The 25,332-nt window shown below is 74.6% G+C and carries 30 protein-coding genes; 19 read left to right on the forward strand and 11 right to left on the reverse strand.

The window, feature by feature from the left end:
- Positions 1–387 precede the first annotated feature (387 nt).
- From KBX37_RS21675 to KBX37_RS21685, 3 genes are all read left to right on the forward strand, one after another.
- A complete protein-coding gene (locus tag KBX37_RS21675) occupies positions 388–1,314 on the forward strand; it encodes a hypothetical protein (protein WP_247658637.1) in 927 nt (308 codons plus the stop codon).
- An 87-nt stretch (positions 1,315–1,401) separates the two neighbouring features.
- The gene (locus tag KBX37_RS21680) at positions 1,402–2,373 is read left to right on the forward strand and encodes a pirin family protein (protein WP_210777753.1); all 972 of its coding nucleotides are present in this window, start codon (positions 1,402–1,404) and stop codon (positions 2,371–2,373) included.
- 43 nt (positions 2,374–2,416) lie between these two features.
- On the forward strand, positions 2,417–3,076 hold the full coding sequence (locus KBX37_RS21685) for a hypothetical protein (protein WP_247658638.1): 660 nt from the start codon (positions 2,417–2,419) through the stop codon (positions 3,074–3,076).
- A gap of 230 nt (positions 3,077–3,306) precedes the next feature.
- Here the strand turns inward: KBX37_RS21685 and KBX37_RS21690 are convergent, their stop codons facing one another.
- Positions 3,307–3,960 carry a DUF1345 domain-containing protein gene (locus KBX37_RS21690; RefSeq protein ID WP_210777754.1) on the reverse strand — a complete coding sequence of 218 codons (654 nt, stop codon included), beginning with the start codon at positions 3,958–3,960 and terminating at the stop codon, positions 3,307–3,309.
- A 49-nt stretch (positions 3,961–4,009) separates the two neighbouring features.
- Complete coding sequence (locus KBX37_RS21695; protein ID WP_210777755.1) at positions 4,010–4,279, reverse strand: DUF2795 domain-containing protein; 270 nt, start codon at positions 4,277–4,279, stop codon at positions 4,010–4,012.
- 155 nt (positions 4,280–4,434) lie between these two features.
- On the opposite strand from KBX37_RS21695, the gene KBX37_RS21700 reads away from it, so the two are divergent.
- Positions 4,435–4,848: a DUF2267 domain-containing protein gene (locus tag KBX37_RS21700; RefSeq protein ID WP_210777756.1), complete on the forward strand. Its 414-nt coding sequence runs from the start codon at positions 4,435–4,437 to the stop codon at positions 4,846–4,848.
- Positions 4,849–4,865: 17 nt separating this feature from the next.
- On the opposite strand, the gene KBX37_RS21705 is transcribed toward KBX37_RS21700, so the two are convergent.
- On the reverse strand, positions 4,866–6,032 hold the full coding sequence (locus KBX37_RS21705) for a CaiB/BaiF CoA-transferase family protein (RefSeq protein ID WP_210777757.1): 1,167 nt from the start codon (positions 6,030–6,032) through the stop codon (positions 4,866–4,868).
- A 259-nt stretch (positions 6,033–6,291) separates the two neighbouring features.
- Between KBX37_RS21705 and KBX37_RS21710 the strand changes: the two genes are divergently transcribed.
- The 5 genes from KBX37_RS21710 to KBX37_RS21730 all read left to right on the forward strand — a co-directional run bounded on the left by KBX37_RS21710 (position 6,292) and on the right by KBX37_RS21730 (position 9,629).
- Positions 6,292–7,311: a TerC/Alx family metal homeostasis membrane protein gene (locus KBX37_RS21710; protein ID WP_210777758.1), complete on the forward strand. Its 1,020-nt coding sequence runs from the start codon at positions 6,292–6,294 to the stop codon at positions 7,309–7,311.
- Between the two features lie 80 nt (positions 7,312–7,391).
- Positions 7,392–7,982, forward strand: a complete 591-nt coding sequence (locus KBX37_RS21715; RefSeq protein WP_210777759.1) for a sulfite oxidase-like oxidoreductase — start codon at positions 7,392–7,394, stop codon at positions 7,980–7,982.
- On the forward strand, positions 7,979–8,713 hold the full coding sequence (locus tag KBX37_RS21720) for a ferredoxin reductase (RefSeq protein WP_210777760.1): 735 nt from the start codon (positions 7,979–7,981) through the stop codon (positions 8,711–8,713). Before KBX37_RS21715 ends, KBX37_RS21720 begins: the two co-directional genes overlap by 4 nt.
- A 17-nt stretch (positions 8,714–8,730) precedes the next feature.
- Positions 8,731–9,024, forward strand: a complete 294-nt coding sequence (locus tag KBX37_RS21725) for a DUF6510 family protein (protein ID WP_210777761.1) — start codon at positions 8,731–8,733, stop codon at positions 9,022–9,024.
- 83 nt (positions 9,025–9,107) lie between these two features.
- Entirely contained in the window at positions 9,108–9,629 is a 522-nt protein-coding gene (locus KBX37_RS21730; protein WP_307849151.1) for a GNAT family protein, read from the forward strand.
- A gap of 94 nt (positions 9,630–9,723) precedes the next feature.
- Here KBX37_RS21730 and KBX37_RS21735 read toward each other — a convergent pair whose 3' ends face one another.
- Entirely contained in the window at positions 9,724–11,169 is a 1,446-nt protein-coding gene (locus KBX37_RS21735; RefSeq protein ID WP_210777762.1) for a M20/M25/M40 family metallo-hydrolase, read from the reverse strand.
- A gap of 114 nt (positions 11,170–11,283) precedes the next feature.
- Here KBX37_RS21735 and KBX37_RS21740 point away from each other — a divergent pair, with 114 nt between their 5' ends.
- Entirely contained in the window at positions 11,284–11,460 is a 177-nt protein-coding gene (locus KBX37_RS21740; RefSeq protein WP_210777763.1) for a hypothetical protein, read from the forward strand.
- A gap of 109 nt (positions 11,461–11,569) precedes the next feature.
- Entirely contained in the window at positions 11,570–12,868 is a 1,299-nt protein-coding gene (locus tag KBX37_RS21745; RefSeq protein ID WP_210777764.1) for an NAD(P)/FAD-dependent oxidoreductase, read from the forward strand.
- 131 nt (positions 12,869–12,999) lie between these two features.
- On the opposite strand, the gene KBX37_RS21750 is transcribed toward KBX37_RS21745, so the two are convergent.
- Entirely contained in the window at positions 13,000–13,806 is an 807-nt protein-coding gene (locus tag KBX37_RS21750) for a spermidine synthase (RefSeq protein ID WP_210777765.1), read from the reverse strand.
- Between the two features lie 462 nt (positions 13,807–14,268).
- On the reverse strand, positions 14,269–15,243 hold the full coding sequence (locus KBX37_RS21755; protein ID WP_210777766.1) for a DUF2267 domain-containing protein: 975 nt from the start codon (positions 15,241–15,243) through the stop codon (positions 14,269–14,271).
- 185 nt (positions 15,244–15,428) lie between these two features.
- Here KBX37_RS21755 and KBX37_RS21760 point away from each other — a divergent pair, with 185 nt between their 5' ends.
- Positions 15,429–15,743 (forward strand): hypothetical protein, encoded by a 315-nt coding sequence (locus KBX37_RS21760; protein ID WP_210777767.1) that lies wholly within the window; start codon positions 15,429–15,431, stop codon positions 15,741–15,743.
- A 67-nt stretch (positions 15,744–15,810) separates the two neighbouring features.
- Here the strand turns inward: KBX37_RS21760 and KBX37_RS21765 are convergent, their stop codons facing one another.
- Positions 15,811–16,161 (reverse strand): STAS domain-containing protein, encoded by a 351-nt coding sequence (locus KBX37_RS21765; RefSeq protein WP_210777768.1) that lies wholly within the window; start codon positions 16,159–16,161, stop codon positions 15,811–15,813.
- A gap of 43 nt (positions 16,162–16,204) precedes the next feature.
- Positions 16,205–16,603, reverse strand: coding sequence for an STAS domain-containing protein (locus KBX37_RS21770; protein ID WP_307849152.1), 399 nt, complete (start codon positions 16,601–16,603; stop codon positions 16,205–16,207).
- Between the two features lie 220 nt (positions 16,604–16,823).
- On the opposite strand from KBX37_RS21770, the gene KBX37_RS21775 reads away from it, so the two are divergent.
- From KBX37_RS21775 to KBX37_RS21795, 5 genes are all read left to right on the forward strand, one after another.
- Entirely contained in the window at positions 16,824–18,590 is a 1,767-nt protein-coding gene (locus KBX37_RS21775; RefSeq protein WP_210777769.1) for a PP2C family protein-serine/threonine phosphatase, read from the forward strand.
- Positions 18,587–19,636: a B12-binding domain-containing protein gene (locus KBX37_RS21780; protein ID WP_210777770.1), complete on the forward strand. Its 1,050-nt coding sequence runs from the start codon at positions 18,587–18,589 to the stop codon at positions 19,634–19,636. Before KBX37_RS21775 ends, KBX37_RS21780 begins: the two co-directional genes overlap by 4 nt.
- A gap of 120 nt (positions 19,637–19,756) precedes the next feature.
- On the forward strand, positions 19,757–20,071 hold the full coding sequence (locus KBX37_RS21785) for an STAS domain-containing protein (RefSeq protein ID WP_307849153.1): 315 nt from the start codon (positions 19,757–19,759) through the stop codon (positions 20,069–20,071).
- A 59-nt stretch (positions 20,072–20,130) separates the two neighbouring features.
- Positions 20,131–20,577 (forward strand): response regulator, encoded by a 447-nt coding sequence (locus KBX37_RS21790; RefSeq protein WP_154937697.1) that lies wholly within the window; start codon positions 20,131–20,133, stop codon positions 20,575–20,577.
- 132 nt (positions 20,578–20,709) lie between these two features.
- On the forward strand, positions 20,710–21,258 hold the full coding sequence (locus tag KBX37_RS21795) for an ATPase (RefSeq protein ID WP_210777772.1): 549 nt from the start codon (positions 20,710–20,712) through the stop codon (positions 21,256–21,258).
- Between the two features lie 15 nt (positions 21,259–21,273).
- Here KBX37_RS21795 and KBX37_RS21800 read toward each other — a convergent pair whose 3' ends face one another.
- The gene (locus tag KBX37_RS21800) at positions 21,274–22,125 is read right to left on the reverse strand and encodes a hypothetical protein (protein ID WP_210777773.1); all 852 of its coding nucleotides are present in this window, start codon (positions 22,123–22,125) and stop codon (positions 21,274–21,276) included.
- 329 nt (positions 22,126–22,454) lie between these two features.
- Between KBX37_RS21800 and KBX37_RS21805 the strand changes: the two genes are divergently transcribed.
- Positions 22,455–23,405 carry an endonuclease/exonuclease/phosphatase family protein gene (locus KBX37_RS21805; RefSeq protein ID WP_307849154.1) on the forward strand — a complete coding sequence of 317 codons (951 nt, stop codon included), beginning with the start codon at positions 22,455–22,457 and terminating at the stop codon, positions 23,403–23,405.
- A 1-nt stretch (position 23,406) separates the two neighbouring features.
- On the opposite strand, the gene KBX37_RS21810 is transcribed toward KBX37_RS21805, so the two are convergent.
- Positions 23,407–23,829 carry an OsmC family protein gene (locus KBX37_RS21810; protein WP_154937693.1) on the reverse strand — a complete coding sequence of 141 codons (423 nt, stop codon included), beginning with the start codon at positions 23,827–23,829 and terminating at the stop codon, positions 23,407–23,409.
- Between the two features lie 59 nt (positions 23,830–23,888).
- A complete protein-coding gene (locus tag KBX37_RS21815; protein ID WP_210777774.1) occupies positions 23,889–24,839 on the reverse strand; it encodes a serine/threonine-protein kinase in 951 nt (316 codons plus the stop codon).
- 227 nt (positions 24,840–25,066) lie between these two features.
- Here KBX37_RS21815 and KBX37_RS21820 point away from each other — a divergent pair, with 227 nt between their 5' ends.
- Positions 25,067–25,300: a hypothetical protein gene (locus tag KBX37_RS21820; protein ID WP_210777775.1), complete on the forward strand. Its 234-nt coding sequence runs from the start codon at positions 25,067–25,069 to the stop codon at positions 25,298–25,300.
- Positions 25,301–25,332: the final 32 nt, after the last annotated feature.

A 25,332-nucleotide genomic window follows, 5' to 3' on the forward strand; every position in this document is an offset into this window, starting at 1 on the left:
GTGGGCAGCGGTGCGGCGACAGGCCAAGGTCAGTGCGGTGATCGGCGACGTGGCCAGGGTGCGTGTCGGTCGGGGGTGTGTGGCGGTGAGGGCCGCGTGGCGGCCGCCCACGACGGGGGTGTGGCCCGCCGTGACCGGCGCAGCGATCAAGCCTGACCGCCCGGAGCCGGGCACGGCGGGCCACAGCCAACCCACCGACCACCGCAACGCACGGGGCAGCGAGCGAACCGTCGCCTTCAAACGGCCAACCCCCATCCCGACGAGCCCGCCCGAGGAACGAGCACCAAGCACCCGGCCAGCAGAAAGAGCAACCTCCCACCCCCAAGCACTGATCCGTCCCGACCGGGGTTACGTACTGCCCGGCGGGGACCGTGAAAGGGGTGCAGCATGGCGGAGCCGGACCGGGGAGACCATCCGACGACAGAGGTCACGGGGGAGGGCCGGGAGCCGTCCGTCGTGGTGACCGGTGAATCCCCGCCGGACGATCCGTCCTGGCCGCGCGGCGCCCGCCTGCTGACCGCCGCCGCCATCGTGGTGCTGGCGCTCGGCGCGCTCGCGGTGACCGTCACCCTGGCCAACCCGGACCGGCTCGGTGTGGCCTTCTCCGGTGGACGGGGTGCGCCGTCGGTCACCGTCGGCGCCGAGCCGGGAGGCGCGGGGGCGGCAGAGGCCGCACAGGCGGCGGAGGAGGCGCAGGCGGCCGCCGAGGAGAGCCTGACCGCGCCGGTGGCCGGCCGCCGCCGGGCGACGTTCGAGCTGGTCGACGGGGTGAGCGCGGTCCGGCTGCGTACCGCGGAACTGGGCGACGAGCTCTACCGGATCAGCAGCCCCGGTGACTCCGGGGTGGTGCCGCGGCCCGAGGTGCTCGGGGACCGGGTGCGGTTGCGCCTGGCCGCCAGCGGCCGGTCCGGGGCGGGCTCGGTCGACGTGGTGCTCAACTCGCGGCTGGTGTGGCGGCTCCGCCTGGTGGGCGGGGTCAGCGCGCATCAGCTCGACCTGGGGGAGGCCCGGCTGGCCGGGGTGGACCTGGTCGGCGGGGCGGCCCGCGTCGACCTGAGCCTGCCGCCCACCGTCGGCACCCTGACGGTGCGGATGACCGGCGGCGTCAGCCAGTTCACGATCCGGGCGCCGGGCACCCCGCCGGTACGGGTCCGCGCCGCCTCCGGCGCGGGCGGCGTCACCGTGTACGACGATCGGCACGACGGCCTCGCCGTCGGGGAGGTGGTGGATTCGCCGAACTGGGACCGCTCGGTCGACCGGATCTACGTCGACCTGGTGGGTGGCGCCAACCGGGTCACGATCGGCGCCGAATAGGGGTGCGGCGCACCTGGAAGCGGCAGTGCTCCACGGGAACCGGGCCACCCTCGGTGCGCGAGCCCACCGTCGGCATAGAGTCGGGCGGTGGACCGTACCGAATCGTTGCCGGCACAGACCCGACCGCCCGGCGTGGCCCCGGTCGATCCGGGCAGCGTGCTGCTGCCCGGCCACGACGTGCCGCTGGGGCGTTACACGACCGTGCGGCGACTGCTGCCGCAGCGCCAGCGCCGGCTGGTCGGGGCGTGGTGCTTCGTCGACCACTTCGGCCCGGACGACGTCGCCGAGCGGCCCGGCATGGAGGTGCCGCCGCATCCGCACACCGGACTGCAGACGGTCACCTGGCTGCTCGAGGGCGAGATCGTGCACCGGGACAGCCTCGGCAACGTCCAGCCGATCCGCCCCGGCCAGCTCAACGTGATGACCTCCGGCCACGGCATCGCCCACTCGGAACGGTCACCGGCCACCCATCCGCCGGTGATGCACGGCGTGCAGCTGTGGGTGGCGCTGCCGGACCCGGCGCGGGCCGGCGCCGCCGACTTCGCCCACCACGCCGAGCTGCCCCGCTGGCGCGACGGCGAGCTCGACCTCACCCTGCTCGTCGGCGAGCTGCGCGGCGAACGTTCGCCGGCCGTGGTGCACACCCCGCTGCTCGGCGTCGAGCTCGAGGCCCGCGACGCGGCGGCGGCGACGCTGCCGCTGCGACCCGATTTCGAGTACGGCCTGTTGGCGATGTCCGGCGCGGCGCAGGTCGACGGCCTGGACCTCGCCCCCGGCGCGCTGCTCTACCTGGGCGCCGGCCGGGACCGGCTGGACCTGCGGGCCGCCGCGGGCAGCCGGCTGATGCTGCTCGGCGGTGAGCCGTTCGACGAGCCCCTGGTCATGTGGTGGAACTTCGTCGGCCGCTCGCACGAGGAGGTGGCCGCCGCCCGGGAGGACTGGATGGCCGGCCGGCGGTTCGGGGTCGTCGCCGACGACGCCGCCCCGCCGCTGCCCGCCCCGGAGATGCCGACCACCCGGCTCAAGGCGCGCGACCGGCGCGGCGACGTACGGGGCTGACCGGCAGGCGTGTGTCCCCCGTCGGGGCGGGTAGTCGCGGGGCATGACCCGCAGTGTGATGACCGAGGACAGGAAGCGGCTGGTACGTCGGCTCGCCGGCGCCGGCCGTGGCTTCGCCGAGCAGTACGGCTTCCGGGTGACCAACAACCCGTCGAGTCTGTTCCAGCTGCTCTGCCTGGCCGTGCTGCTGGCCCGCCGGGGTGACTTCCGGCGTGCCCTGGACAGTGCCCACGCCCTGCCCGCCAACGGCTGGGACAGTGCCGCCCGGCTGGCCCGCTCGCTGCACGCCGACCGGACCCGCGTGCTGCGCGAGGCCGGTCAGCGCGGCGACGTCGACGAGCTGGCGAATCTCCTGGGCGACCTGGCCCGTACCGTCGTCGAGCGGTACCGGGGCGACCTGCGCCGGTTGCGCGCGTCGGCCGGGCACGACCCGGGTCGGGAGCGGGCGCTGCTCACCGAACTGCCCGGAGTGGACGACACGGTCGCCGACCTGTTCCTGCGCGAGACGCAGGCGCTGTGGCGGGAGGTCGCGCCGGTGGCGGACAAGCGGGCGTTGACCGCCGCCCGCCGGCTGGGGCTCGGCCGCTCCGCCGACGACCTCGCCGAGCTGGCCGGCAGCGGCGAGTCGGAGCGGTTGGCGTGGCTGGTCGGCGCGCTGGCCCGGGTCGACCTGGAGCAGCGGTACGCCGAGGTGACCCGCTGAGCCACGGGTGCCGTGGCCCACAGTCTTGGCAAAATCAGCCGTACGGGTGATGTCATATCGTATGATGATCGTGGCAGCGATGCCCGCCCGGTTCGGGCGAGCATCCACCGCTTGGCGGTACGCGACCCGGTTCGGGCGTGGACCCGCCAGGGACAGGTACGCGTGGCGCCCCAGGTCGCGGTTCGTGACCCGGGGCGCCCGCCTGTTTCCCCCGCCGAGCCCCGCGGACTTCACCGGGCCAGGGTGGCCAGCAGGTTCACCGTCGCGGCGATGATGATCGCCCCGAACAGGTACGACAGCAGCGCGTGCCCCAGCACCGTCCGGCGCATCTCGTGACTGGTCAGGTTGGTGTCGGAGACCTGGAACGTGGCCCCGATGGTGAACGCCACGTACGCGAAGTCGAGATAGCAGGGCTTGCCGGGCTGGTGGAAGTCCACCCCGCCGTCCGGGCCGGTGTAGTAGATCCGCGCGTACCGGGCGGTGTAGACGGTGTGCACCACGCACCAGGACAGCAGCACGCTGGCCATGGCGAGCGCGCCCGAGGCGTCCCGGTACACGCCCGGGTGCGCGGTACGCGCGTTGGTCAGCACCAGCGCGACCGCCAGCAGACTGGCCAGGCAGGCGATCAGCAGCAGCACGTCCCGGACGGCCCGGTTGGGGTCCTCGTACACGGCCAGCGCCGCGGTGCGCCCGGCGTCCAGCGGCCAGAGCGTCCGCCAGACCAGCAGCAGCCAGCACAACGCCGCGGCGTCCCAGCCCACCAGCGGAGCCAGGCCGGGGGAGACCAGCGCGGCGAACAGCCCGCCGGCGCACAACCCGACCACGCCCATCACGGTGAGCTGGACGGCGGCCGGGGTGTGCCCGTGCGGCGTCCGACCGGTCACGGGTGGTACCTCGGCGGCCCGGTGGCTGCCCGCACCGCGCGCCGGCGGTTCAGATGCGGCGCAGGTGCTGCGAGACCCGCGTGTGGCGCTCCCGCTCCTGCGCGGCCCGCTGCGACGGGCTCAGCTCCGGGGCGGCGTCGATGGCGGCGGAACGGGCCACCTCGTTGCCGTTGGCGTAGTCCACCGGCGGCAGCGCGCGCAACGCCTTGAGCACCTCCGGCGGGGCGCCCTCCCGTTCCGCCTCGCGCACCACGTCGTCCTTCTCCGCCGGGTAGTCCAGGCTGGACAGGTACTGCAGGACGTCGGTGTAACTCGCCATGGCGTGAGCTCCCTCGCCGCCTCGATCCGGTCACGACCGGCGGCGGTTACCCGTCCGGCCCCGGGTCACGCGCCCAGCCGCCAGGAAATCGGCGCCGTTTCCGACGCCCCGGGTCGGGTACGCGACCCGTCCGACGCCGAAGGGAGCACGCCCCGATGAACTACGACACCTTCGTCGACCAGGTCGCCCGGCGGACCCGGACCGACTCCGAGCGGGCCGTGCGGCTGACTCACGCGACGCTGAAGACCCTCGCCGAGCGGCTCACCGGCGGGGAGGTCCTCGACCTCGCCAGCCAGTTGCCCGCGCCGTTGCAGCTGGTCCTCAAGCCCGGCCCGAGCATCGAGGCGGCCCAACGGTTCGGCGCCGCCGAGTTCGTCGCCCGGGTCGCGCAACGGGCCGAGATCGACGAGACCGCCGCCCGGGAGGCTGTCCGGGCGGTGTTCACCACCCTGCGGGAGGCGCTCACCGGCGGCGAGTTCGACGACGTGGTGACCCAGCTGCCGCGCGACTACCGGCAGATGGTGGAGCCGGCGCTCACCCCCGGCGGGAGCGTGCTGCGCCGCGCCTGAGCCGGGGACGGGACGGCTCAGGCCACCGCGCCGGCGGCCCGCTGGGCGGCGACCCGCTCGGCGTCGAAGCCGGCCTCGGCCCGCAGCTCGTCGGGGTGCTCACCGGGTCGGGGCGGGGGCCGGCGGACGGCGGTAGGGGTCGCGGAGAACCGGGGCGCCGGGGCGGGCTGGGTCCGCCCGGCGTGTTCCACGAACGTGCCCCGCGCCCGCAGGTGCGGGTGCTCCGGCGCCTCGCGCCAGTCCAGCACCGGCGCCGCGCAGGCGTCCGAGCCGGCCAGCAGTTCGGCCCACTCGTCGCGGGTTCGGGTGCGGAACAGCCGCGCCCACGCCTCGCGCAGCGCCGGCCAGTTGGCCGGGTCGTGCCGGTCGAGGGCCTCGTCGTCGGCCAGCGGGAAGCCGGTGAGCCGGACCAGTTCGTCGTAGAAGCGTGGCTCCAGGGCCCCGACGGCGAGGTGCCGCCCGTCGGCGCACTCGTACGTGTCGTAGAACGGCGCGCCGCCGTCGAGCAGGTTGACCCCGCGCGGGTCCTGCCACATGCCGAGCTGGCGCAGCGCGTGGATCTGGGTGCTGAGCACCGACACGCCGTCCACGATGGCGGCGTCGACCACCTGGCCGGGGGCGCCGGCCCGGACGGCGTAGAGGGCGGCGACGATGCCGAGGGCCAGCATCATCCCGCCGCCGCCGAAGTCGCCGAGCAGGTTCATCGGCGGCACCGGGCGCTCCCCGGCCCGGCCGATGCCGTGCAGCGCCCCGGTCAGCGCCAGGTAGTCGATGTCGTGGCCGGCGGTGTGCGCGTACGGGCCGTCCTGGCCCCAGCCGGTCATCCGCCCGTACACCAGGCGGGGGTTGACCGCCAGGCACTCCCGCGGGCCCAGGCCCAGGCGTTCGGTCACCCCGGGCCGGTACCCCTCGACCAGGGCGTCCGCGTCGCGCACCAGGGCCAGCACCACCTCGCGCCCGGCGTCGGACTTCAGGTCCACGGCGACCGAGCGGCGGTTGCGGTTGAGCAGGTCCTCCGGGGGGCTGAGCAGGCCGGCCGGGGTGGTGCGGTCGACCCGGACCACGTCGGCGCCGAGGTCGGCGAGCATCATCGCGGTGAACGGGCCGGGGCCGATGCCGGCCAGCTCGACCACGCGTACGCCGGTGAGCGGGCCGACCGGGGCGGTGGGGGCGTCGTCGGTCATCGCGTCACCATAGGCCCACCGGCTCCCACGTCCCACCCCCGACTGGGCCGACCGCCGGCATCCAGCGGTTGACCAGGGCAACCAGGGCCGGCCGGACTTGGCGTACGCAGTGAGCCCGGCCTAACCTTGGCGGACGAGGGGAGTACTTCCCACAAACCATTCCGGTCAGTACGGCGGGCCCGGGCTCGCCTCGGGTGGTTGCCCGCGAAAGCGCGGGTGAAGGAGACCTCGAACATTGCACCGTGTTCGAGGAGGCCCCATGACCGGATCGTCGTACCTGTCTGCCGCCGAATTGTCGTCGGTGGGCTCGCCCACCCTCTGGGCGGTCACCATCGTCGGCGTGCTGGTCCTGCTGGTGCTGGACTTCCTGGTCACCCGGCGCCCGCACGAGGTGTCCATGCGGGAGGCGCTGGGCTGGTCGGCCTTCTACATCGCGCTGCCGCTGGCCTTCGGCGCCTGGATCTGGTCGCGGTTCGGCTCACAGCAGGGCGTGGAGTACCTCACCGGTTACCTGGTCGAGAAGTCCCTCTCGGTCGACAACCTGTTCGTATTCATGCTGCTGCTGGCCGCCTTCGCGGTGCCCGCGGCGCTGGCCCAGCGGGTGCTGCTCTACGGCATCGCCGGCGCGCTGGTGCTGCGCGCGGTCTTCATCGCCCTCGGCGCCGCCGCCCTGCAGACCCTCGACTTCGCCTTCCTGCTCTTCGGCCTCATCCTGATCGTCACCGCGATCAAGCTGCTGCGCGACGCCCTCTCCGGGCACGAGCAGGAGGTCGACATCAACAAGATGCGGTCGGTCCGGCTGCTGCGCAAGGTGATGCCGGTGGTCGACGACTACCACGGCACCCGGATGACCATCCGCCAGCAGGGCCGCCGGGCGCTCACCCCGTTCGCCCTGGTCGTGGTCGCGGTGCTGGCCACCGACATCGTCTTCGCCGTCGACTCGGTGCCGGCCGTCTACGGCATCACGGAGGACCCGTACCTGGTCTTCGCCACCAACGCCTTCGCCCTGCTCGGCCTGCGGGCGCTCTACTTCGTCCTGCACGCCGCGCTGAGCCGGTTGGTGCACCTCAGCTACGGCCTGGCGATCATCCTCGCCTTCATCGGCGTGAAGCTCGGCCTGCACTGGGCGCACGGCATCTGGTCCGGCGTACCGGAGATCCCGACGCTGGCCTCCCTCGGCGTGATCATCGGCGTGCTGATCGTCGTCACCGTCACCAGCCTGCGCGCCACCCGCGACCAGGTCCCCGGCGAGCCGGAGGTCGTCTCCGAGCGGCACTGACGCCCTCGGCCGGGGCGGGGGGTACGGCCAAACGCCCCCCGCGGAGGCGCCGCCAGTGGTACGACTGACGGGTGGGAATCGTGTCACCGGGCTTTCAGGGCCGGCGCCGTTCAATCGGGCCGGCCCTGCCGCCCGGGCAGTACCTGACGGAGGACTTTCCGGTGCTGTCGGCGGGTCCGACGCCGCGGGTGCCGCTGGACACCTGGGAGTTCGTGCTCGCCACCGAGACCGGCGCCGAGTTCCGCTGGACCTGGGACGAGATGGCCGGGCTGCCGCAGGAGAACCCGACCGTCGACATCCACTGCGTCACCCACTGGTCCAAGCTCGGCACCAACTGGCAGGGCGTCTCGCTGGACACCCTGCTCGAGGGCGTCGACACCACCGCCCGGTACGCGCTGGCCCACTCCTACGGGGGCTACACCACCAACCTGCCCCTGGACGACCTGCGCGGCGGGCGGGCCTGGGTGGTGCACACGTACGAGGGCGGGCCGCTGCCGGCCGAGCACGGCGGCCCGGCCCGGCTGCTCGTGCCGCACCTGTATCTCTGGAAGTCGGCGAAGTGGGTGCGCGGCATCCGCCTGCTGGTCGACGACCAACCCGGCTTCTGGGAGACCGCCGGGTACCACGACTACGGCGACCCGTGGCGCGAGCAGCGCTACGCCGGCGATTGAGCGCCCCGCTCTCCTGGCGGGTGGCCCGGCTGGTGGAGCGCCGGGTCGAGACGCCGTCCGCGCACACCCTGGTCCTGGAGGCGCCGGGCTGGCCCGCGCACGTGGCCGGGCAGCACGTCGACATCCGGCTGACCGCCGAGGACGGCTACCAGGCCGCCCGGTCGTACTCGCTGGCGGCGCCGGCCGACGGCGACCGGATCGCGCTGACCGTGCAGCGGGTGGACGACGGCGAGGTGTCGCCGTACCTGCTCGACACCTACGCCGAGGGCGACCCGATCGAGGTGCGCGGCCCGCTCGGCGGGTACTTCGTCTGGCGCCCCGACGAGACCGCGCCGGTGCTGCTGGTCGGCGGGGGCTCCGGGGTGGTGCCGCTGATGGCCATGGTCCGGGCCCGGCGCGCCGCCGGCAGCCGGACGCCGTTCCGGCTGATCTACTCCGTCCGCACCCCGGCCGACGTCATCTACGCCGACGAGCTGCGCACCCGGGCCCGTGACGACCACGGCCTCGACGTGGCGTACGTCTACACCCGGGAGGCGCCCGACGGGTGGCGGGGCGCGCCGCACCGGATCGGCCTGGTCGACGTGAACACCCACGGTTGGCCGCCCGACCTCGAACCGCTCTGCTACGTCTGCGGGCCCACCGGCTTCGTGGAGACCGTGGCGGACCTGCTGGTAGGGCTGGGTCACCAGAGCCGGCGGGTCCGCACCGAACGGTTCGGCCCCACCGCGTGAACGCCCGAGGAGGCCCGATGACCGACATGTCCTACGTCGACGGCAACATGCTCGACGGTCCGCTGCGCGAGTTGTTCGCCGTCGACCTGAGCCCCGCGATCTCACGCTGCCAGTCGTGCGGGTCGCTCAGCCCGCTGGCCGGGCTGCACGTCTTCTCCCACGCGCCCGGGCTGGTCGGCCGCTGCCCGGTCTGCTCCGAGGTGATCCTGCGGCTGGTCCGGGCACCCGACCGGGCCTGGCTGGACCTGCGGGGCGCCACCTTCCTCGAGGTGCCGATGCCGGTCGAGCCCACCTACCACCGCCCGGGCTGAGGCCGGGGGCGGTCGGCACGTTCCGCTCGGGACCCCGGATTCCGGTTGGACAAGGCCCGCCGTCGGGACCAGAGTCGTCGGGCGTGAGATACCTGCGCAGCGCCGGCCCGGTCGGCATCCGACGCCCGCGTCCCGCCGACGAGGCCGAGTTCGTCGCCGCCGCCCGCCGCAGCCGCGACCTGCACCACCCCTGGCTGACCGCCCCCGACACCGCCGAGAAGTTCGCCGCGTACCTGGCCAAGGCGCGCCGCCGCGATCAGCAGAGCTTCCTCATCTGCGACCGGCCGAGCGGCGGGATCGCCGGGTACGTCAACATCAGCGGCATCATCATGGGTCCGCTGCGCGGCGGCTTCATGGGCTACGCCGCGTTCCTGCCCTACAGCGGGACCGGGCACGCCTCGGCCGGCATCGGGCTGGTGCTGGCGCACGCCTTCGACACGTTGGGCCTGCACCGGGTCGAGGCGAACATCCAGCCGGGCAACGAGCCGTCCCGGCGGGTGGCCCGCAAGCTGGGCTTCCGGCTGGAGGGCTTCTCGCCGGACTACCTCTTCATCGACGGGGCGTGGCGCGACCACGAGCGCTGGGCGATCACCGCCCCGGCCTGACCGGTGCCGGTCGGGAGGTTGCCACCGCGGCGACGCGGCGCCGGCGGGGCCGGCGCGCCGGCCCCGCCGGCCCCGCGAAACGCAACGGAACAGGTCAGCTGCCCGGTCGGGGGAACGCCACCGGGCTGCGGTGGCCGTCCCGGTCGACGGCCCGTACGCCGAAGAAGACGTTGTCCTTTGACAGGTCCACGGTCACCTCGGTGACGTCGCCGACCGGGATCACCCGCTGCCACTCGGCGGCGGTGGTCTCCCGCCACACCACCTCGTACCCGGCCAGGTCCGGCTCGTCGCCGCGCTGCCAGCGCAGCGTGGTGTCGTTGGTGAGGTTGGTCGTCACGATCGTGGCGCCCTTCGGGGTGCCCGGCGCCTGGGCGAGCGACCAGAGCACCGCGCCGTTGACCAGGGCGACTTGGGTGATGTAGTCGAAGTCGCAGAACTCGGGCAGGTCCCCGTACTGCACCCCGTCGACCAGCCGGACGTCCTGGTGCTGGTGGGCGAAGTCCTCGTGGGGCTCGGTGAACCGGCCGGCCGGCCAGCCCTCGCGCAGGAAGGAGATGTGGTCGCTGCCGCGCAGGTAGCGGTCCCGCCGGTAGATCACCCGCACCCGCATCCCGGTGGCGCCGTTCTCGGCGACGTCGCTGGCGAACCGGGCGAGCTGGCGCGACGGGGAGTCGTTCTCCCCGCCGACCGACTGCCGGGTGCTCGCCTCCGCCGGTGTCTCCGCGGTCGGCACCCCTTCGGCGAAGAGCCGGACGGCGCGCGGGTCGCGGGTGCCATCGTCGGCCGTGCTGGACCCGATGATGTCGTTGCTGAACATTCCCTGCACGTCGACGCCGGCGGCCTTGAGCTGCTTCGCCAGGTACGCCGAGCCGTAGAGGCCCTGCTCCTCGCCGGCGACGGCGGCCAGGACGATGGTCGCCTCGCTGCGTCGGGTGGCCAGCACCCGGGCCAGCTCCATCAGCACCGCCACGCCGGAGGCGTCGTCGTCCGCGCCCGGGGCGTCGCTGACCGCGTCCATGACGTCGGTGGCGCGCGAGTCGTAGTGGCCGGTGACGACGTACACCCGGTTGGGGCTGACGTCGCCGCGCAGGGTGGCGACCACGTTGGTGATCCGGGTGGCGACCGGGATGCGCGAGGCCGGCTCCTGCAGGTAGGACTGGAGTTCCACGGTCATCCGGCCGCCGGAGGCGGCGGCGTACCCGGAGAGCTGCTCGAAGATCCAGTCCCGGGCGGCCCCGATGCCCCGGACCGGGTCGTCCTGGCGGGAGAGGGTGTGCCGGGTGCCGAAGGCGGCGAGCCGGCGGACGATGGCCTCGATCCGGTCGCGGTCCACCTCCCGCAGCAGGGCACGCAGCTCGCGGTCCGGGGTCTGGGGTCGGGTCGGGTGGCCGGGCCCGGCGGGCCGGGCGGCCTGCGCCGCGGTCGGCCCGGTGGTCAGCGGAACGGCGACGGTGGCGGCGGTCGCGACGGCGGAGGCGGACAGGAAGGTGCGGCGGGTGGACCTCGTGGGTCCCTCGCCGGTGCTCTCGTATGCTCCCATTACGGCATCCTCGCCACCGGGTGGGGGATCTGTCCATATCTATCGTTGTGGATCGTTCGGATTCACCCGGTGCGGGTGATGTCCGCCCACCTCGGCGTTCCTACCGTGGGTGACATGGCTGCCGCGCGACCCACCCCGGCCGACCCCACGCCCGGTGTGCGCACCGCGGCCCGGGAGGCCGGCAACCAGCGGGCCATGCCGCCCGACCTCGGCCCCGGCTCGCTCGCGGTGCTCAGCGGCCCCACCGCAGTGGGGCGCAGCGGGCACGTGCGGCTAAGCGACGACGCCTGACCGGCCCGCGCTGCCGCCGCGCCGGTCGCGGCCCGGCCGCCTGCCGCCGTGCAGGTCGCGGCCCCGGCCGGCACGTTTGTCGGGCGGGTCGACGGGAACGGGAGCGGGCATGACGAAACCTCGTGTGGTGATCGTGGGGGCCGGGTTCGCCGGTTACCACGCGGCGAAGACGCTGAGCCGGATCGCGCGCGACCGGGCCGAGATCGTGCTGCTCAACTCCACCGACTACTTCCTCTACCTGCCGCTGCTGCCCGAGGTGGCGGCGGGGGTCGTGGAGCCGAGGCGGATCTCGGTGCCGCTCACCGGCACTCTCCGCGGCGTGCGGGTCGTCGTCGGCGAGGCCGACCGGGTCGACCTGCAGAACCGCTGGGTCGGCTTCACCCAGCCCGAGGGCGATCAGGGCAGGATCGCGTACGACCGGCTGGTGCTCGCCGTGGGCAGCGTCAACAAGCTGCTGCCGATCCCCGGGGCGACCGAGTACGCGCACGGCTTCCGCGGCCTGCCCGAGGCCGTCTACCTGCACGACCACGTGATCCGCCAGCTCGAGCTGGCCGAGCAGGCCGAGGACCCGGCCGAGCAGCGGGCCCGGTCGACGTTCGTGGTGGTCGGCGCCGGCTACACCGGCACGGAGGTCGCCGCCCACGGGCAGCTCTTCACCGACGCGCTGCGCCGCCAGCGGCCCCGGCTCGACGTCCGGCCCCGCTGGATGCTGCTCGACGTGGCACCCCGGGTGCTGCCCGAGCTGGACAAGCGGATGTCCGACACGGCCGATCGGGTGCTGCGCCGGCGCGGCGTCGACGTGCGGATGGGCACCTCGGTCGCCGAGGCCACCGCCGACGGGGTGAAGCTCACCGACGGCGAGTACGTGCCGACCTGCACGCTGGTCTGGTGCGTCGGGGTACGCCCCGACCCGTTCGTCGCCGAGCTGGGGCTGCGCACCGAGCGGGGCCGGCTCGTGGTCGACGAGTACCTCAGCGTCCCCGGGTTCCCCGAGGTGTACGCCTGCGGCGACGCCGCCGCCGTGCCGGACCTGACCCGGCCGGGTCAGATCTGCGCGATGACCGCGCAGCACGCGCAGCGGCAGGGCAAGCGCGCCGCGCAGAACATCGCCGCGTCGTACGGCCACGGCAGGCGCAAGCCGTACAAGCACTACGACCTCGGCTGGGTGGTCGACCTGGGCGGCAAGGACGCCGCGGCGAACCCGCTCAAGGTGTCCCTGTCCGGACTTCCGGCCAAGGCGGTCACCCGCGGCTACCACCTGCTGGCGATGCCCGGCAACCGGACCCGGGTCGGGGCGGACTGGATGCTCGACGCCGCCCTGCCCCGCTCGGCCACCCAGCTCGGGCTGGTGCCGGCGCACGCCGTACCGCTGGAGAGCTCGTCGCCCGAGGTGCCGGTCCGCCGGTGACCTCCGCGCCCGGCCGACCTTCGCGGTAGGCCGGGGCCCGCCTCTGGATCGCGCCGTGCGAGCACCAGGCCGATGACGATCAGTGAGCTGCGGGGCGGTGACCGGCCATCGGCGGTCCTCATCCGGCGCGGCTACCCGGGCCGGTAGCCGGGAAACCCGAGGGTGGCGTCGGTGGCCGGGCGGGCTCCGCCGACGAACGCGTCGAGGTCCGGCCCGTGCAGCACCCCGCCGGGCACCGGGTCGGCGGCCACCCGGGTGGCGAGCCGGCGCACCGGGAGCCGGCCGGGGCGGTGCCCGGCGGCCTCCACCACGTTGCCGTACCGGCGCCCGCGCAGCATCCGTCGGTCGGCGACCAGGCAGACGTCGGCGAAGACCGCACGCAGGGTGGCCACCTGCACCCGGGTGAAGACCAGTGGCGGCAGATCCGTGACGTTGACCAGGTAGACGCCGCCGGGACGCAGCGTCCGGGCGACCTCGGCGACGAACTCGACGCCGGCGACGTGCCCCGGCATCCGCGCCGCCCGGTAGATGTCGGCCAGCACCAGGTCGTACGCGTCCGCCGCCGACCCGGTGACCGCGTCCCGCGCGTCGGCGACCTCGACCACCGCCTCCGGGACCGGCGGCAGCTCCTCGGCGACCAGCCGTACCACTGCGGCGTCGCGTTCGTCGACCCGTTGCGCGGCGCCGGGGCGGGGGGCCGCCACGTACCGGGGCAGGGTCAGCGCGCCGCCGCCCAGGTGCAGGACCTCACGGGGCAGCCCGGGCGGCGCGGCCAGGTCGACCAGGGTCGCCATCCGCCGGATGTACTCGAAGAGCAGGTGGCGGGGGTCGGCGACGTCTACGTACGACTGGGCGACGCCCCCGGCGAGCAGCGTGCGTCCGGTCCGGCGGGCCGGGTCGACGACCAGCTCCAGCCGGTCGTCCGCCTCGCTGTCCATGCCGGCACGCTAGCCCACCCGTCCCGGGCTGCCGGCGCGGCTGGGCCGGTCTGCGGGCCCGCAGCATGCTGCCGAGCTGATGACGTGTCCGACTCGGCCCCTCGTCGGGGTGCTGAATCGGACACGTCATCAGATCAGTAGGGCGTCCGGAGTGGGTGGCGTGCCGGGAGGGCCCAGCGGCGGGCTTGGGGTCGCCGCCGAGCGAGCTGCGCATGCAACTCTCGCGGGGCGGTCTGTCGCCTTCGCTCAGGTGGTGGGATGGACGATGATCGGGTGACGTTTTCCGTCACCTGCCACGGCGTGTCGTGTCGATTTCTGCTACCCGATCATGGGTTCGCAGTTCAGCCGTGCTGCGGCAGGCGAGGCGGGACCGGGCGCGCATCCGCTCATGGCGGACCGCGGTGCGCGCGTCCCGTGCCGGGCCGGCGGGCGCTGCGCCCGCCGGCCCGGCTTCCGGCCGGCTCAGCCGGCGTTCATGCCAGCGCCGGCCTCCTCGATCGCGTCGTCGATCCGGTGGGCCAGGTCCACGTCGGCGGCGGTCACCGCGTCGGCGCTACGGCTGCGGACGGTCAGCACCGCGTTGTCCGGATCGGGGCGACCGATCTGCGGTCCGCGGCCGATGTCCACGCGGAGCTGGTCGAGCAGGTCGAGCACCCGGTCCAGGTTGCCCGGGGGCAGCTCGATGGTCCGTACCAGCGACTGGCGGTCGCTGGACCAGTAGGGCAGGTCCGCCAAGGCGTCCCGCAGCTCCGCCTCGGTCAGCGGTGCGGCGGCGCTCCGCGCGCCGACCAGGCCGCCGCCGGGTTCCGTCGGCGCGAGCAGGTCACGCAGCCCGTCCGGTACGTCCAGCGACTCGATCAGGTCGCCGTCGTGGTCGGCCAGCGCGGCCAGGGTCGCCTCCGCCTGGTAGCGGGCCTGTTCCGGGCTGCGCCCGCTGATCCGGCCCACCTCCGCCAGGAAGCCCGGCAGGTCCTGGTGCCGTTCGATGCCGTCCACCGGCACCACGTCGTGCAACTTCACCGGCACCGCCTCGAGCAGCCGTTCCCGCTCGGCCTCGTCCAGCGCCCACGCCAGCGCCAGCACCGTGGCCTCGGCACCCACCTTGGCGGTGCGGAAGTCCACCCCCGCACGCCGGCTGACTTCATCGACCAGTTCGCGGTAGCCCATCGGCTGCACGCGGCTGTCCTGCCCCGAGTCGGGCAGGGGCCGGGTGGCGGTGGCCACCGCCATCGGCGGGGGCGCCGGCCCGCCCCGGGTGCTGTCCGGCTTGTGCCGGCCGGCCGGCGGGGGACCGGACCGTCGACCCCGGTCCAGGCTGGTGATCTGCTTCGACGCGCTCAGGCTGGTGCCGGTCTCGCTCGGCTGTAGACCCTGCCGACGCGCGTCGCGGGCCAGGGCCCGGCGGCGCTGGTTGTCGCCCTCCATCTGCTTGCGCATGGTGGCACCTCGCTCCTGTCGGGGTTCGCCTCGTCCGCCGTAGCGTTCCCACCGCGCGGCGGAAGGTAACGGGCCGAACCCGGTCGGCGGGTTCACTCGCCGGGGGTGAGGGACGCTCACCCGTCCCGGCCGCACGATCGGGGCGGACCGGAGGTCTTCCGAGGAACGCGGAAGGGAAGGTCGTCATGAAGAGGATCGTCGAGATCGTCCCCGCCCGACCCGGCTGGTACTCCCGGTGGCAGGTCGGCCCGGAGGCCACCCGCTGCTACCCGGTGAGCCTGTGGGCGCTGGTCGAGGAGACCGACGGTTCCGGCCGCGAGGTGGTGGGCATGGACTGCGCCGGCCAGTGGCCCGGATCGGACGTCAACGAGGTCGGTGGGAACTTCGTCCGGTACCTGTTCCAGACGCCCGATTCCGGTTCGCCGGAGGACGCCGAACCACCGTCGCCGACCGACCTGCGCGCGGACGGGCCGCGCCTGCAACCGGCCGTGGCCACCTAGACCATCCTCCCGGCCCCCGACCCCTGGTCCCAGGGTCGGGGGCCACCCCGACCCTGGGACGGCTCCCTCAGCCCGCCTCGCGCGCCTCGTCGCCGACGGCGGGCGGGTGCTCCACCGCCAGCAGTTCGGCGAGCCCGGTGCGGTCCAGCAGGTGCTGAAGCTGCGGGTTGACGCCGGTCAGCCGGACCGGCCCGGCGCTGCCACGGCCGATCACCACGAAGGCGCTGAGCCCGGAGGAGTCGCAGAGGGCGACGCCGGCGACGTCGATCAGCAACTCCCGGTGGCCGTCGGCGCGGGCCTGGGCGGCTGCGGCGATCAGCTCCGGCGCGCTGTCGAAGTCGAGGTCACCGGTCAGCCGTAGCCGGGCGCCCCCGGCGTCCAGCCGGGTCACCTCGATGGACAACAGCTGACTGGGCATGCACCCATGTTCCCAACTTCGCGCGATCGGGAAACGCCGGGGCTCAGGCGGAGGCGGTCCGGCCGGGCAGATCGGCCGCGGCGGGCTCGGTCCGGGCGGTGGGCAGCGGCCGGGCCAGCAGACCGGTGACGCCGGTCATGTCGAGGATGGTGTCCAGGAAACGCGGGGTGGAGCGCAGCCGGACGGCCGTGCCGACCTGCTGCCCCTCGCGCCACGCGTGGACGATCACGGACAGCCCGGTGCTGTCGATGAAGAGCAGGTCGGCGAAGTCCAGCACGAGGACCGGGGGACGCTCGGCGAGGGCCCGGTCGACCTCGGCACGCAACGGCCCCGACGTGGTGAAGGCGAGGTCACCGCCGACGGAGATGACGGGAGCCGCCGCGTCGGAGTGGTCGACGGCCAGGCTCAGCGGGGTGGCCTCGGGTTTCCTCCCGTGGGGCACTCAATCACGCCTTTCCGCAAGGGCTGCCGGTCGGGCAGGTGCTTCTGCCGGATCGTAACAACACCCGTCCGGCTCCGCCCGTCAGCGCGGATCGGCGTCGCGCCCCCGGCCGTGGGGTGGCGGTACCGGCGCACCGGCGTAGGGTGGGGCGCAGAGATTGGAACATACCCGCCGTTTCCGCTGGACCGTGGGTGTCGACACGAGGAGTGGGGCTCAGCCGGTGACTGCTGCCGACGTCAGGGGCTCGGACCCGGGCGACGGACGGATCCCCACGCCGAGTGCCACCCGGGCTCCGGGGCGGTCGTCCGACGTCGCCGGCCGACCCGGGTCGGCGCTGCCGCCGCTCTCGCCCGACCGTGGCCACCCCGAGCCGGACTGGTCGGAGGTGATCGAGCACTTCCGCGAGGGTCTGATCGTCTGCGCCGCCGACGGCGTGGTGCGGCATATCAGTCCCGTCGCCGAGCGGCTGCTGCCCGAGGTGGTCCCCGGCCGGGCGCTGGCCGCCGCCGGCGTGGCCGCGCTCACCACCGGTGACGCCGGCGAGTTCGGCCACCGCGGTCGCCGGCTGCGGGTCCGCCAGGTGCCGCTCTCCGAGGCCCGCACCTGCCACTACGTCGAGGACGTCACCGACAGCGTCAGCCGTGCCGACGCGCTGCTCGCCGAGCGGGCCCGCTCCGCGTTCCTGGCGGTCGTCGGCGAGAAGCTCGGCAATCCGTTGCATCCCGACCGGGCCGCCGCCGCCGTGGTGCGGCTGACCGTGCCCACCCTGGCCGAGGTCGCGGTCCTGGTGCTCGCGCCCCGGGCCGGTCGGGCCCGCTGGTGGCGGGCGACGCGGGGCGAGGACGACTCGGCGGCCGTGGACAGCGGCATGTTGTCCGCCACCGCGCTGCCCACAGCGATCGCCGAGGGGCTCTGCGGCGCCGAGCCGCACGCGGTCGACTGGCTGGTCGAGCAGGCGGTGGAGGCCGGCTGGCTGCCGGGGCTGGAGGCCCGCGAGGTCGCCGCCCGGGTAATCCCGCTGCCGGGCCGGGACGCCCCGGCCGGCGTGCTGCTGGTCGCCCGCCGCGCCACCCGCTGGTACGACGAGGACGACCTCGAGCTGGTCCGCGCCTTCGCCGCCCGGGCCGGAGCCGCGCTGACCACGGCGGTGCTCTACCGCGACCAGGCCGAGGTGTCCGACACGCTCCAGGCCAGCCTGTTGCCGGTCGAGCCGGTGACCGTCGCCGGGGTGCAGTGGGGCACGGCGTACCGGCCGGCGCAGGCGAGCCTGCGCATCGGCGGTGACTTCTACGGCTCGCACCGGCTCCCCGACGGCGGCTCCGTGTTCTTCCTCGGCGACGTCTCCGGCAAAGGGGTGGAGGCGGCCGTCTTCACCGGCCAGCTGCGCCAGTGTCTGCAGGCGCTGCACCGGGTCGAGTCGCACCCCGGCCGGTTGCTGAAGCTGCTCAACGACGCGCTGCTGGAGACCACCCTGGCGCACGGCCAGGGGCGGTTCGCCACCATGGTGCTCGGCGTCGTCCGCCCGCACCGCGACGGCGGCCTCACCCTGACCATGGCCGGTGGCGGCCACCTGCCGCCGCTGGTGCTGCGCGCCTGCGGTGAGGTCGAGACGGTGCCGCTGAGCGGCATGCTCATCGGCGTGGTGCCGGACCCGCGCATCGGCGAGGTGACCGTCCGGCTCGCCCCGGGCGAGACCTGCCTGCTCTACAGCGACGGGGTGACCGAGGCGCGCGGCGGCCGGCGCGGCGACGAGCAGTTCGGCCAGGATCGGCTGGTGGCCGCGGTGACCGGATGCCACCGGGTGCCGGCGCCCGCGCTGGCCGAGCGGGTCGAGCAGGTCACCTGCGACTGGCTGGCCCAGGGCGACCACGACGACATCGCGGTGCTGGCGCTGCGCGCCACCGGCCCCGGCGGGCGTCCGCCGCGGCACCTGCACGCCGTACCCGAGATGGGCCGGCCCGGCGAGGAGAGGGCGACCCGTTCGTGACCGCCCCCACCACCCAGGCCGATCCGGCGCAGGCGTACCCCGAGTTCCTGGACGCGCTGGAGGAGGCGGACGAGTACGGCGCCATCGACGTGGCGGTCCGGCTGCTCGACGGCGGGGTGCCGGCCGAGCGGGTGCTGCTCGACCTGGTCGCGCCCGCGCAGTCCGAGGTGGGGGAGCGGTGGGCGCGCAACGAGTGGAGCGTCGCCCAGGAGCACGCGGCGACCCACATCAGCGAGCGGGTGGTGGCCGCCGTGGCGGCGCACGCCAACCCGCGCCCGATCCGGGGGCGGGTGGTGGTGGCCTGCATGGACGGCGAGTGGCACGCCCTGCCGCCCCGGCTGGTGGCGGAGGTGCTGCGGCTGCGCGGCTGGCAGGTCACCTTCCTCGGGGCGAGCGTGCCCGCCGCGCACCTGGTGTCGTACCTGCACCGGCACGACGCGCACGCGGTCGCCCTGGCCTGCGCGCTGCCGATGCGGCTGCCGTACGCGCACCGGATGATCGAGGCCTGCCGCCGGTCGGACGTACCGGTGGTGGTGGGCGGGCGCGGCTTCGGCGACGACGGCCGCTGGGCCCGCACCCTCGGTGTCGCCTGGGCGCCGGACGCGCCGAGCGCGGCCGACCTGATCGCCGACGAGCGGGCGCTGCGCCGGATCCGCCCGGCCGAGCTGCCACACCTCGCCGACGACGAGTACGCCAGCCTGGTGAAGCGGCGCGGTGAGCTGATCGATTCCGCGCTGGCCGACCTGCGCGAGCGGGTGCCGTCGGTCCACGACTACACCCCCGCCCAGCTCGACTCCACGATCAGCGACCTCGGGTACATCGTGGATTTCCTGGCCGCGGCGCTGTACGTCGACGACAGCTCGCTCTTCACCGACTTCGTCGGCTGGCTGGTGGAGATCCTGACCAGCCGTGGGGTGTCGGCCGGCGCGGTCGGGCTGACCCTCGGCCACTACCACCGGCAGCTGCGCGACTTTCCCCGCGCGGCGCGGTTCCTGGCGCTGGGGGAGAGGCTCCGCCCCGCGCCCGGCGACGCCGCCCGGCGCTGATCGCGGCGGTGCCGGGCACCCTGCGTATACTTGCTCCACTGCAAGGGTCGGCCTGCGGTGCGAGCGAGAGGGACGACGTTGACGTTCACCGTCACGCACAGCCCACGGGCTGGTGGTGGTGTGTTCCTGCGGCTCGTCGGCGAGCTGGACATGAGCACCGTCGGTCAGCTCAACGAGACGATCGACCGGCTGGCCGCCGACGGCGTCCGGCACCTGCTGCTCGACCTCGCGGAACTGACCTTCTGCGACTCCACCGGCATCGCCGCGTTCGTCCGGGGGGACAATCGGGCCGCCGCCGACGGCGGGTGGTTGCGGCTGACCGGGGCCACCGGCCGGGTGGACCGGGTGCTCCAGGTCACCGGGCTCGCGGACGTGCTGGCGTACCAACCGGACATGGCGGACCCGGCGTCGCAGGACGGACGCCTGATCGGCTAGATTTCCCCGCCAGCGGGTGACCGTGCGGTCCCCATCGCCCGACATGAGACAGGTACACCATGGGCCAAGGCGCCGCGAACCCCGTCCGCATCCTCGTCGTCGACGACGACCCGGGTGACGTGCTGATGATCGAGGAGGCCCTGGAGGACTCCGAGATCGAGAAGGTCATCGACGTGGTCAGCGACGGCCAGGAGGCGATGGAGTTCCTCCGCCGCGAGGGCCGGCACACCGAGGCCCGCCGCCCGGACGTGATCCTGCTCGACCTGAACATGCCCCGGATGGACGGCCGGCAGGTGCTCGGCGAGGTCAAGCAGGACGAGGACCTGCGGACCATCCCGATCGTGGTGCTCACCACCTCGAACGCGGACACCGACATCGTCGGCAGCTACACGCTGCAGGCCAACGCGTACGTGACCAAGCCGATCGACCTGGACGACTTCAACGACGTGGTCCGCCGCATCGACGAGTTCTTCGGTCGGGTGGTCGTGCTCCCCAAGCGTTCCTGACCCGCCTGGTGGCCCCCGCCCCGGGCCGGCGCTCAGTTGCTGAACATTTTTCCCGAACATCCTCGGCGCCGGGCGGCAGCCGCGAGGATCGAACCTGGGGAAAGACGTACCAGCTGCCTGGGGGGCGACAGTATGAGGTTCTCCGTCGTTGAGACCGGCTACGACCAGCGGCAGGTCGATTCCTGCCTCGACGAGCTGGGAGTCCGGTTGACCCGGCTCGCGGCGCGGGCGGAGGTCGCCGCCGGCGCGGGTCGGGAGTGGGACCAGATCCGGCAGGAGGCGACCCTGTTGCGCGGCCTGGTCGACCGCCAGGGTTCGCCGACGGACGACACCGCGGCGGCGGCCCGCCGTGCCGCCTCGGCGGTCGAGCGGGAGGCCGCCGAGATCCTGGCACGGGCCCGCGGCGAGCTCGACGCCGCGCGCGAGGAGGCCCGGCAGCTCCGCGAGCGGGTGTACGCCGAGGCGGTGCAGGCCCGCCGCGAGTTCGAGGCGGCGCTGCACGAGCGGCGGCGTCGGGAGGCCCGGGTGGACCAGTTCCTCGCCGGGATGGCGGCCGACGCGGTGCCGGCCGACACGCCCACCGCCGCCGCGTCCACGAGTGGTGTGCCCGCGACCCGGGCGGCCGCCGGCGCGCCCGAGGTGTCGGCGCAGCGGCCCGAGCCGGGCACCCGGGTGGCCTGAGCGCGCCGACTCAGCTCAGGTCAGCGCCGCCACCACCGTGGTCGCCCGCTGCTCGTGCCGGGCGTACGCGTCAGGGAACGCCGAGACCTGCACGGCCTGGGCGGCGGCGGTCACGCTCATCTCCCGCCAGCCGGGCACCTCGGCCAGCGCGGTGTAGAACGCCCGGGCCGCGTACGCGGGCCGCATCAGCTGGGCCACCGTGCCCCACCCGCTGCTCGGGCGCTGCTGGAACAGTCCGACCGAGTCGTGGTCGGAGCCGCTGCCCTGGTGCGGATAGTCGTACGACTCGGGCAGCACGTCGCTGGCCAGGTTGTAGAGGTTGCTCTCCTGCATCGCGGTGGCGATGGCGACGACCAGGCCGCGCCGGGGCACCTGCAGCTGCACGCCGACGTCCACGATCACCTTGGCGTTGTCCATCTGCGCCTGGGTGAGGCCGGCGACCGGCCGGGGCGGCCGGGGCTTGGCCGGCTTCTTCGGCTTCGGCGTGGCCTGCCGGGTGGCCGACGGGCTGGGGCTGGCCGTGGGGATCGGCGTGACCGGGACGGCGATCGGTGAGGCGCCCCGGTCCAGCGATCGGGAGGCCCGGTCGGCGGCCTCGGCCCGGTCGGCCAGCACCTCGCTGACCGGGGTCCCGCGCGGGGCGGGGTCGTGCGCGCCGGCGAAAGCCACCAGCCCGAGGCAGCAGGTCACGCCCCCGGCCAGGGCCACCCGGGCCGGGGTGGAGGCCAGTACGGCCCGCGCTCCGCGTCGGGGTGGCTCCGGAGCGCGGTGTCGGCCGATCCGCCGTTCGCCCGATGCACCATCGACCGTACGGGTATGCGGTCGGGTTCCGGGCGGCTGCTGCTGGGGGGAGTCGTCGGCGAGCACCCGCCGAGGTTAGAGAGCCCACGACCGCTTGCCATCGGGGTCATTGGTGGCAAGCGCCACAGTTTGCGATGATCCGACCGGGCATTACCGGCGGCCGGTCAGGAACCGCGCCGACCTCGCCAATCCTACTTATCCTTGATATCGGGAACAGCCGGAGGAATCCGGCGCGACAGGACCGCGCGGGCTCGGGCGACGGCCCTCCTCCGTTCGGGCGACGGCTGCCGGCCGTACCGTCGACCCGCCTGCCCGCCGCGCGGTGGAAGCCCAGGTCACCGGCGGTCGAGGTGTTGTCGCCGCCACCACCACGGCGGCTCGGTACGATTCGGACGGTGACCGACAGCATGATCGACGAGCCCGTCCGCGGTGCCGCGCACCGCCCCGGTGACCGGCGCGGACTCGTCCTGATGCTGCTCGCCGTGCTGCTGGCGGCGGTGCTGGCCGGCCACCGCGCGGTGCCCAACGTGCGCGGCCTGGGCAGCCTGCTCGACAGCGCGACGCCGCTGCTCGGCCTCGGCGTGCCGGTGCTGGCCCTGGCCGCACTGCTGCGCCGCTCCCGGCGGGCGCTGGTGGCCGTCGCGCTCCCGGCGGCCGTCTGGGCGCTGATGTACGCCGGCGTCTGGCTGCCGCCGGCCGCCGGCAGCGGTCCGGCCGGCATCCGGGTCGCCAGCCAGAACCTGCGCGCGGGCAATCCCGACCCCGCCGGCACGGTCGCCCCGCTCGCCGAGGCCGGGGTCGACCTCATCGCGCTCCAGGAGGTCGACGACGCCGGCCGGCTCGCCGCCGATCTGCGGCAGCGCTACCCGCACCGCGCGTCGGTCTCCACCGTCGCGCTGTGGAGCCGCTACCCCATCCGGGACTCCGCCGGGGTGGACACCGGGCTGGGCTGGACCCGCGCGCTGCGGGCCGTCGTCGCCACCCCGCGGGGCGACCTCACGGTCTACGTGGTGCACCTCGGATCGGCCCGGGCCGGGGACACCGCCACCCGGGACGAGACCGTCCGCACCCTGGCCGGGGCGGTGCGCGCCGACCGCGCCGACCGGCTGCTGGTGCTCGGGGACCTGAACACCGCCACCACCGACCGGGTCTTCGACCCGTTGACCCGCCTGCTGGGCGACGCCCAGGCCGACGCCGGCCGGGGCTTCGGTTTCACCTGGCCCTCGTCGGTGCCGGTCACCCGGCCCGACCACGTGCTCTACCGCGGCCTCACGCCCACCACGGCCGACGTGCTGCGCACGCCGGACTCCGACCACCGGGCGGTGACCGCCGGCTTCCGCTGGTGACTCAGCGCCGCCCGTCGGCGGGCGTCACGGTCAACCGGTGCCGGCTGGCGTCGCCGCTGGAGAAGGGCCAGATCCGGTCGGCGTACTCGACCAGGTCGGCCAGTTGCTCGCGGGTCAGGCCCACCGACGAGATGGAGGCGTGCACGTCCGCCCGGTAGCGGCCGTCGTCGTCGCGGCCCAGCTTCGCCTCGGCGGTCACCTGCACGGTGTGCGCCTCGTCGGTGATCTCGCCGGCCGCCTCCACCGCCGCGTGGTGCAGGCAGGACGCGAACGCGGCGGCCAGCAACTGCTCCGGCGTCAGGCCCGTGCAGTGCGGCGCGAGCGGGGACGCCAGCGCCGTGGACCAGCCGCCGTCCTCCGTGCGTACGTGCCCGCCCGAGGCGGTCGCGGTGGCCTCGTTCAGCCAGGAACTGGGATCCGGCATCGCGTTCCTCCCGTCAGTCACCGGCCCGGGTTCCCGGACTCGATCGGGTGAAACGCCGGTCAGGCCGACCCGGTGCGGGACCAGTCGTCGAGCGCGCCCGCCTCGGTCGCCTCCGTCGCGGCGCGCTCGGTCCACTCGGAGACCGGGGCGGGACGGGGCCGGGGCACCGACGCCAGCATCGGCACGTACACCCGGGCGTCCACCACCTCGGCCAGCAGCAGCGCGGCCATCAGGCTGGTCGGCCGGCGGGACGGGTCGTCGGCGAGGCACTGGCGGCACAGCTCGGCCACCTCCTGCGGCAGCCCCTCGATCGGCGGCAGCGGCTCCGCCGCCACCCGTCGCCGGGCGCCCACCAGCTGGGTGGCGGTCGTCCCCGCCGCGTACGGCAGGCGGCCGGTGAGGCAGTAGTAGAGGAGCACGCCGAGGGCGTACATGTCGGCCGCCGGGGTCGCCGGCTGCCGGTCGAACTGCTCCGGGGCCAGGTACGCCGGGGTGCCCACCACCATGCCGTCCGGGCTGTGGTCGGGCGCGCCGGCCGGCGTGGCGATGCCGAAGTCGAGGACCTTCACCCCGGACGGGGTGAGCATGACGTTGGCCGGCTTCACGTCGCGGTGCACGATGCCGTGCGCGTGCGCGGCGGCCAGCGCGGCCGCCACCTCCGCGCAGACCCGGACCGCAATCCGCCAGTCCAGCGGCCCGGCGCGCAGGTGCGCGGCGAGCGTCTCGCCCTCGGCCAGTTCCATCACGATGTACGGCGCCTCGCGGCCGGGCAGGGTGGTCGAGGTGCCGAAGTCGTGCACGCTCGCCACGTTGGGATGCACCAGCCGGGCGGCGTTGCGCGCCTCGGCGCGGATCCGCTCGACCGAGGTCTCTTCGCCCTGCTGCTCGGGGGACATCAGCTTCACCGCGACCGGCCGGTCCAGCACCAGGTCGTGCGCGCGCCACACCTCGGACATCCCGCCCAGGCCGATGCGCTGTGCGAGCTGGTACCGCCCGGCCAGCGTCCTCATCGACCCGCTCCTGTCTGTTTCGTGCCGCCTGCCCGGTGTGGCTGCGCCCTTCCGGAGCCGGTACCCGCGCTCCCAGCAGGGCAAACCCGTGGGCGGGTCGGCCCGGAGCGGGCTCGGGGCCACCGCCGGTGCGGTAGCTTGCCAGCCAGGGGGTCCGGCGTCCGGCGTACCGGCCGCGACGCTTGCTCGGCACCGACCCGGTGCGCCGGCGGACGGAGGGGACGCGGATGGGCGAGGTGACCGTGCGCTTCGTCGGCGGGCCGGCCCACGACGTGGTCCGGGAGGTGCCCGCCGATCCGGGCGGCGAGCCGCCGGAGCGCTGGATCATGCGGCACCCCGACGCCGAGCCGCCGCCGGGTGGCGGCGGTCCGGACCACCTCTACGCGCGGGACCGGCCCGACGGCAGCGGGGTCTGGACGATGCGGTTCGTGCGCACCTATCCGGTGGGGGCGAGCGAGTGACCGGTCACCGGCGCGCCGGGCGATCGCCGACC

The sequence above is a fragment of the Micromonospora sp. U56 genome, from assembly GCF_018070095.1.
Classification (GTDB): Bacteria; Actinomycetota; Actinomycetes; order Mycobacteriales; family Micromonosporaceae; genus Micromonospora; species Micromonospora purpureochromogenes.

Bases quoted from the DNA above. Each gene is read 5' to 3' on its own strand.
- KBX37_RS21675 (WP_247658637.1), top strand. From the start codon at position 388: ATGGCGGAGCCGGACCGGGGAGACCATCCGACGACAGAGGTCACGGGG.
- KBX37_RS21685 (WP_247658638.1), top strand. From the start codon at position 2,417: ATGACCCGCAGTGTGATGACCGAGGACAGGAAGCGGCTGGTACGTCGG.
- KBX37_RS21695 (WP_210777755.1), bottom strand. From the start codon at position 4,279: ATGGCGAGTTACACCGACGTCCTGCAGTACCTGTCCAGCCTGGACTAC.
- KBX37_RS21700 (WP_210777756.1), top strand. From the start codon at position 4,435: ATGAACTACGACACCTTCGTCGACCAGGTCGCCCGGCGGACCCGGACC.
- KBX37_RS21705 (WP_210777757.1), bottom strand. From the start codon at position 6,032: ATGACCGACGACGCCCCCACCGCCCCGGTCGGCCCGCTCACCGGCGTA.
- KBX37_RS21710 (WP_210777758.1), top strand. From the start codon at position 6,292: ATGACCGGATCGTCGTACCTGTCTGCCGCCGAATTGTCGTCGGTGGGC.
- KBX37_RS21725 (WP_210777761.1), top strand. From the start codon at position 8,731: ATGACCGACATGTCCTACGTCGACGGCAACATGCTCGACGGTCCGCTG.
- KBX37_RS21735 (WP_210777762.1), bottom strand. From the start codon at position 11,169: ATGGGAGCATACGAGAGCACCGGCGAGGGACCCACGAGGTCCACCCGC.
- KBX37_RS21740 (WP_210777763.1), top strand. From the start codon at position 11,284: ATGGCTGCCGCGCGACCCACCCCGGCCGACCCCACGCCCGGTGTGCGC.
- KBX37_RS21745 (WP_210777764.1), top strand. From the start codon at position 11,570: ATGACGAAACCTCGTGTGGTGATCGTGGGGGCCGGGTTCGCCGGTTAC.
- KBX37_RS21750 (WP_210777765.1), bottom strand. From the start codon at position 13,806: ATGGACAGCGAGGCGGACGACCGGCTGGAGCTGGTCGTCGACCCGGCC.
- KBX37_RS21755 (WP_210777766.1), bottom strand. From the start codon at position 15,243: ATGCGCAAGCAGATGGAGGGCGACAACCAGCGCCGCCGGGCCCTGGCC.
- KBX37_RS21760 (WP_210777767.1), top strand. From the start codon at position 15,429: ATGAAGAGGATCGTCGAGATCGTCCCCGCCCGACCCGGCTGGTACTCC.
- KBX37_RS21765 (WP_210777768.1), bottom strand. From the start codon at position 16,161: ATGCCCAGTCAGCTGTTGTCCATCGAGGTGACCCGGCTGGACGCCGGG.
- KBX37_RS21790 (WP_154937697.1), top strand. From the start codon at position 20,131: ATGGGCCAAGGCGCCGCGAACCCCGTCCGCATCCTCGTCGTCGACGAC.
- KBX37_RS21795 (WP_210777772.1), top strand. From the start codon at position 20,710: ATGAGGTTCTCCGTCGTTGAGACCGGCTACGACCAGCGGCAGGTCGAT.
- KBX37_RS21810 (WP_154937693.1), bottom strand. From the start codon at position 23,829: ATGCCGGATCCCAGTTCCTGGCTGAACGAGGCCACCGCGACCGCCTCG.
- KBX37_RS21815 (WP_210777774.1), bottom strand. From the start codon at position 24,839: ATGAGGACGCTGGCCGGGCGGTACCAGCTCGCACAGCGCATCGGCCTG.
- KBX37_RS21820 (WP_210777775.1), top strand. From the start codon at position 25,067: ATGGGCGAGGTGACCGTGCGCTTCGTCGGCGGGCCGGCCCACGACGTG.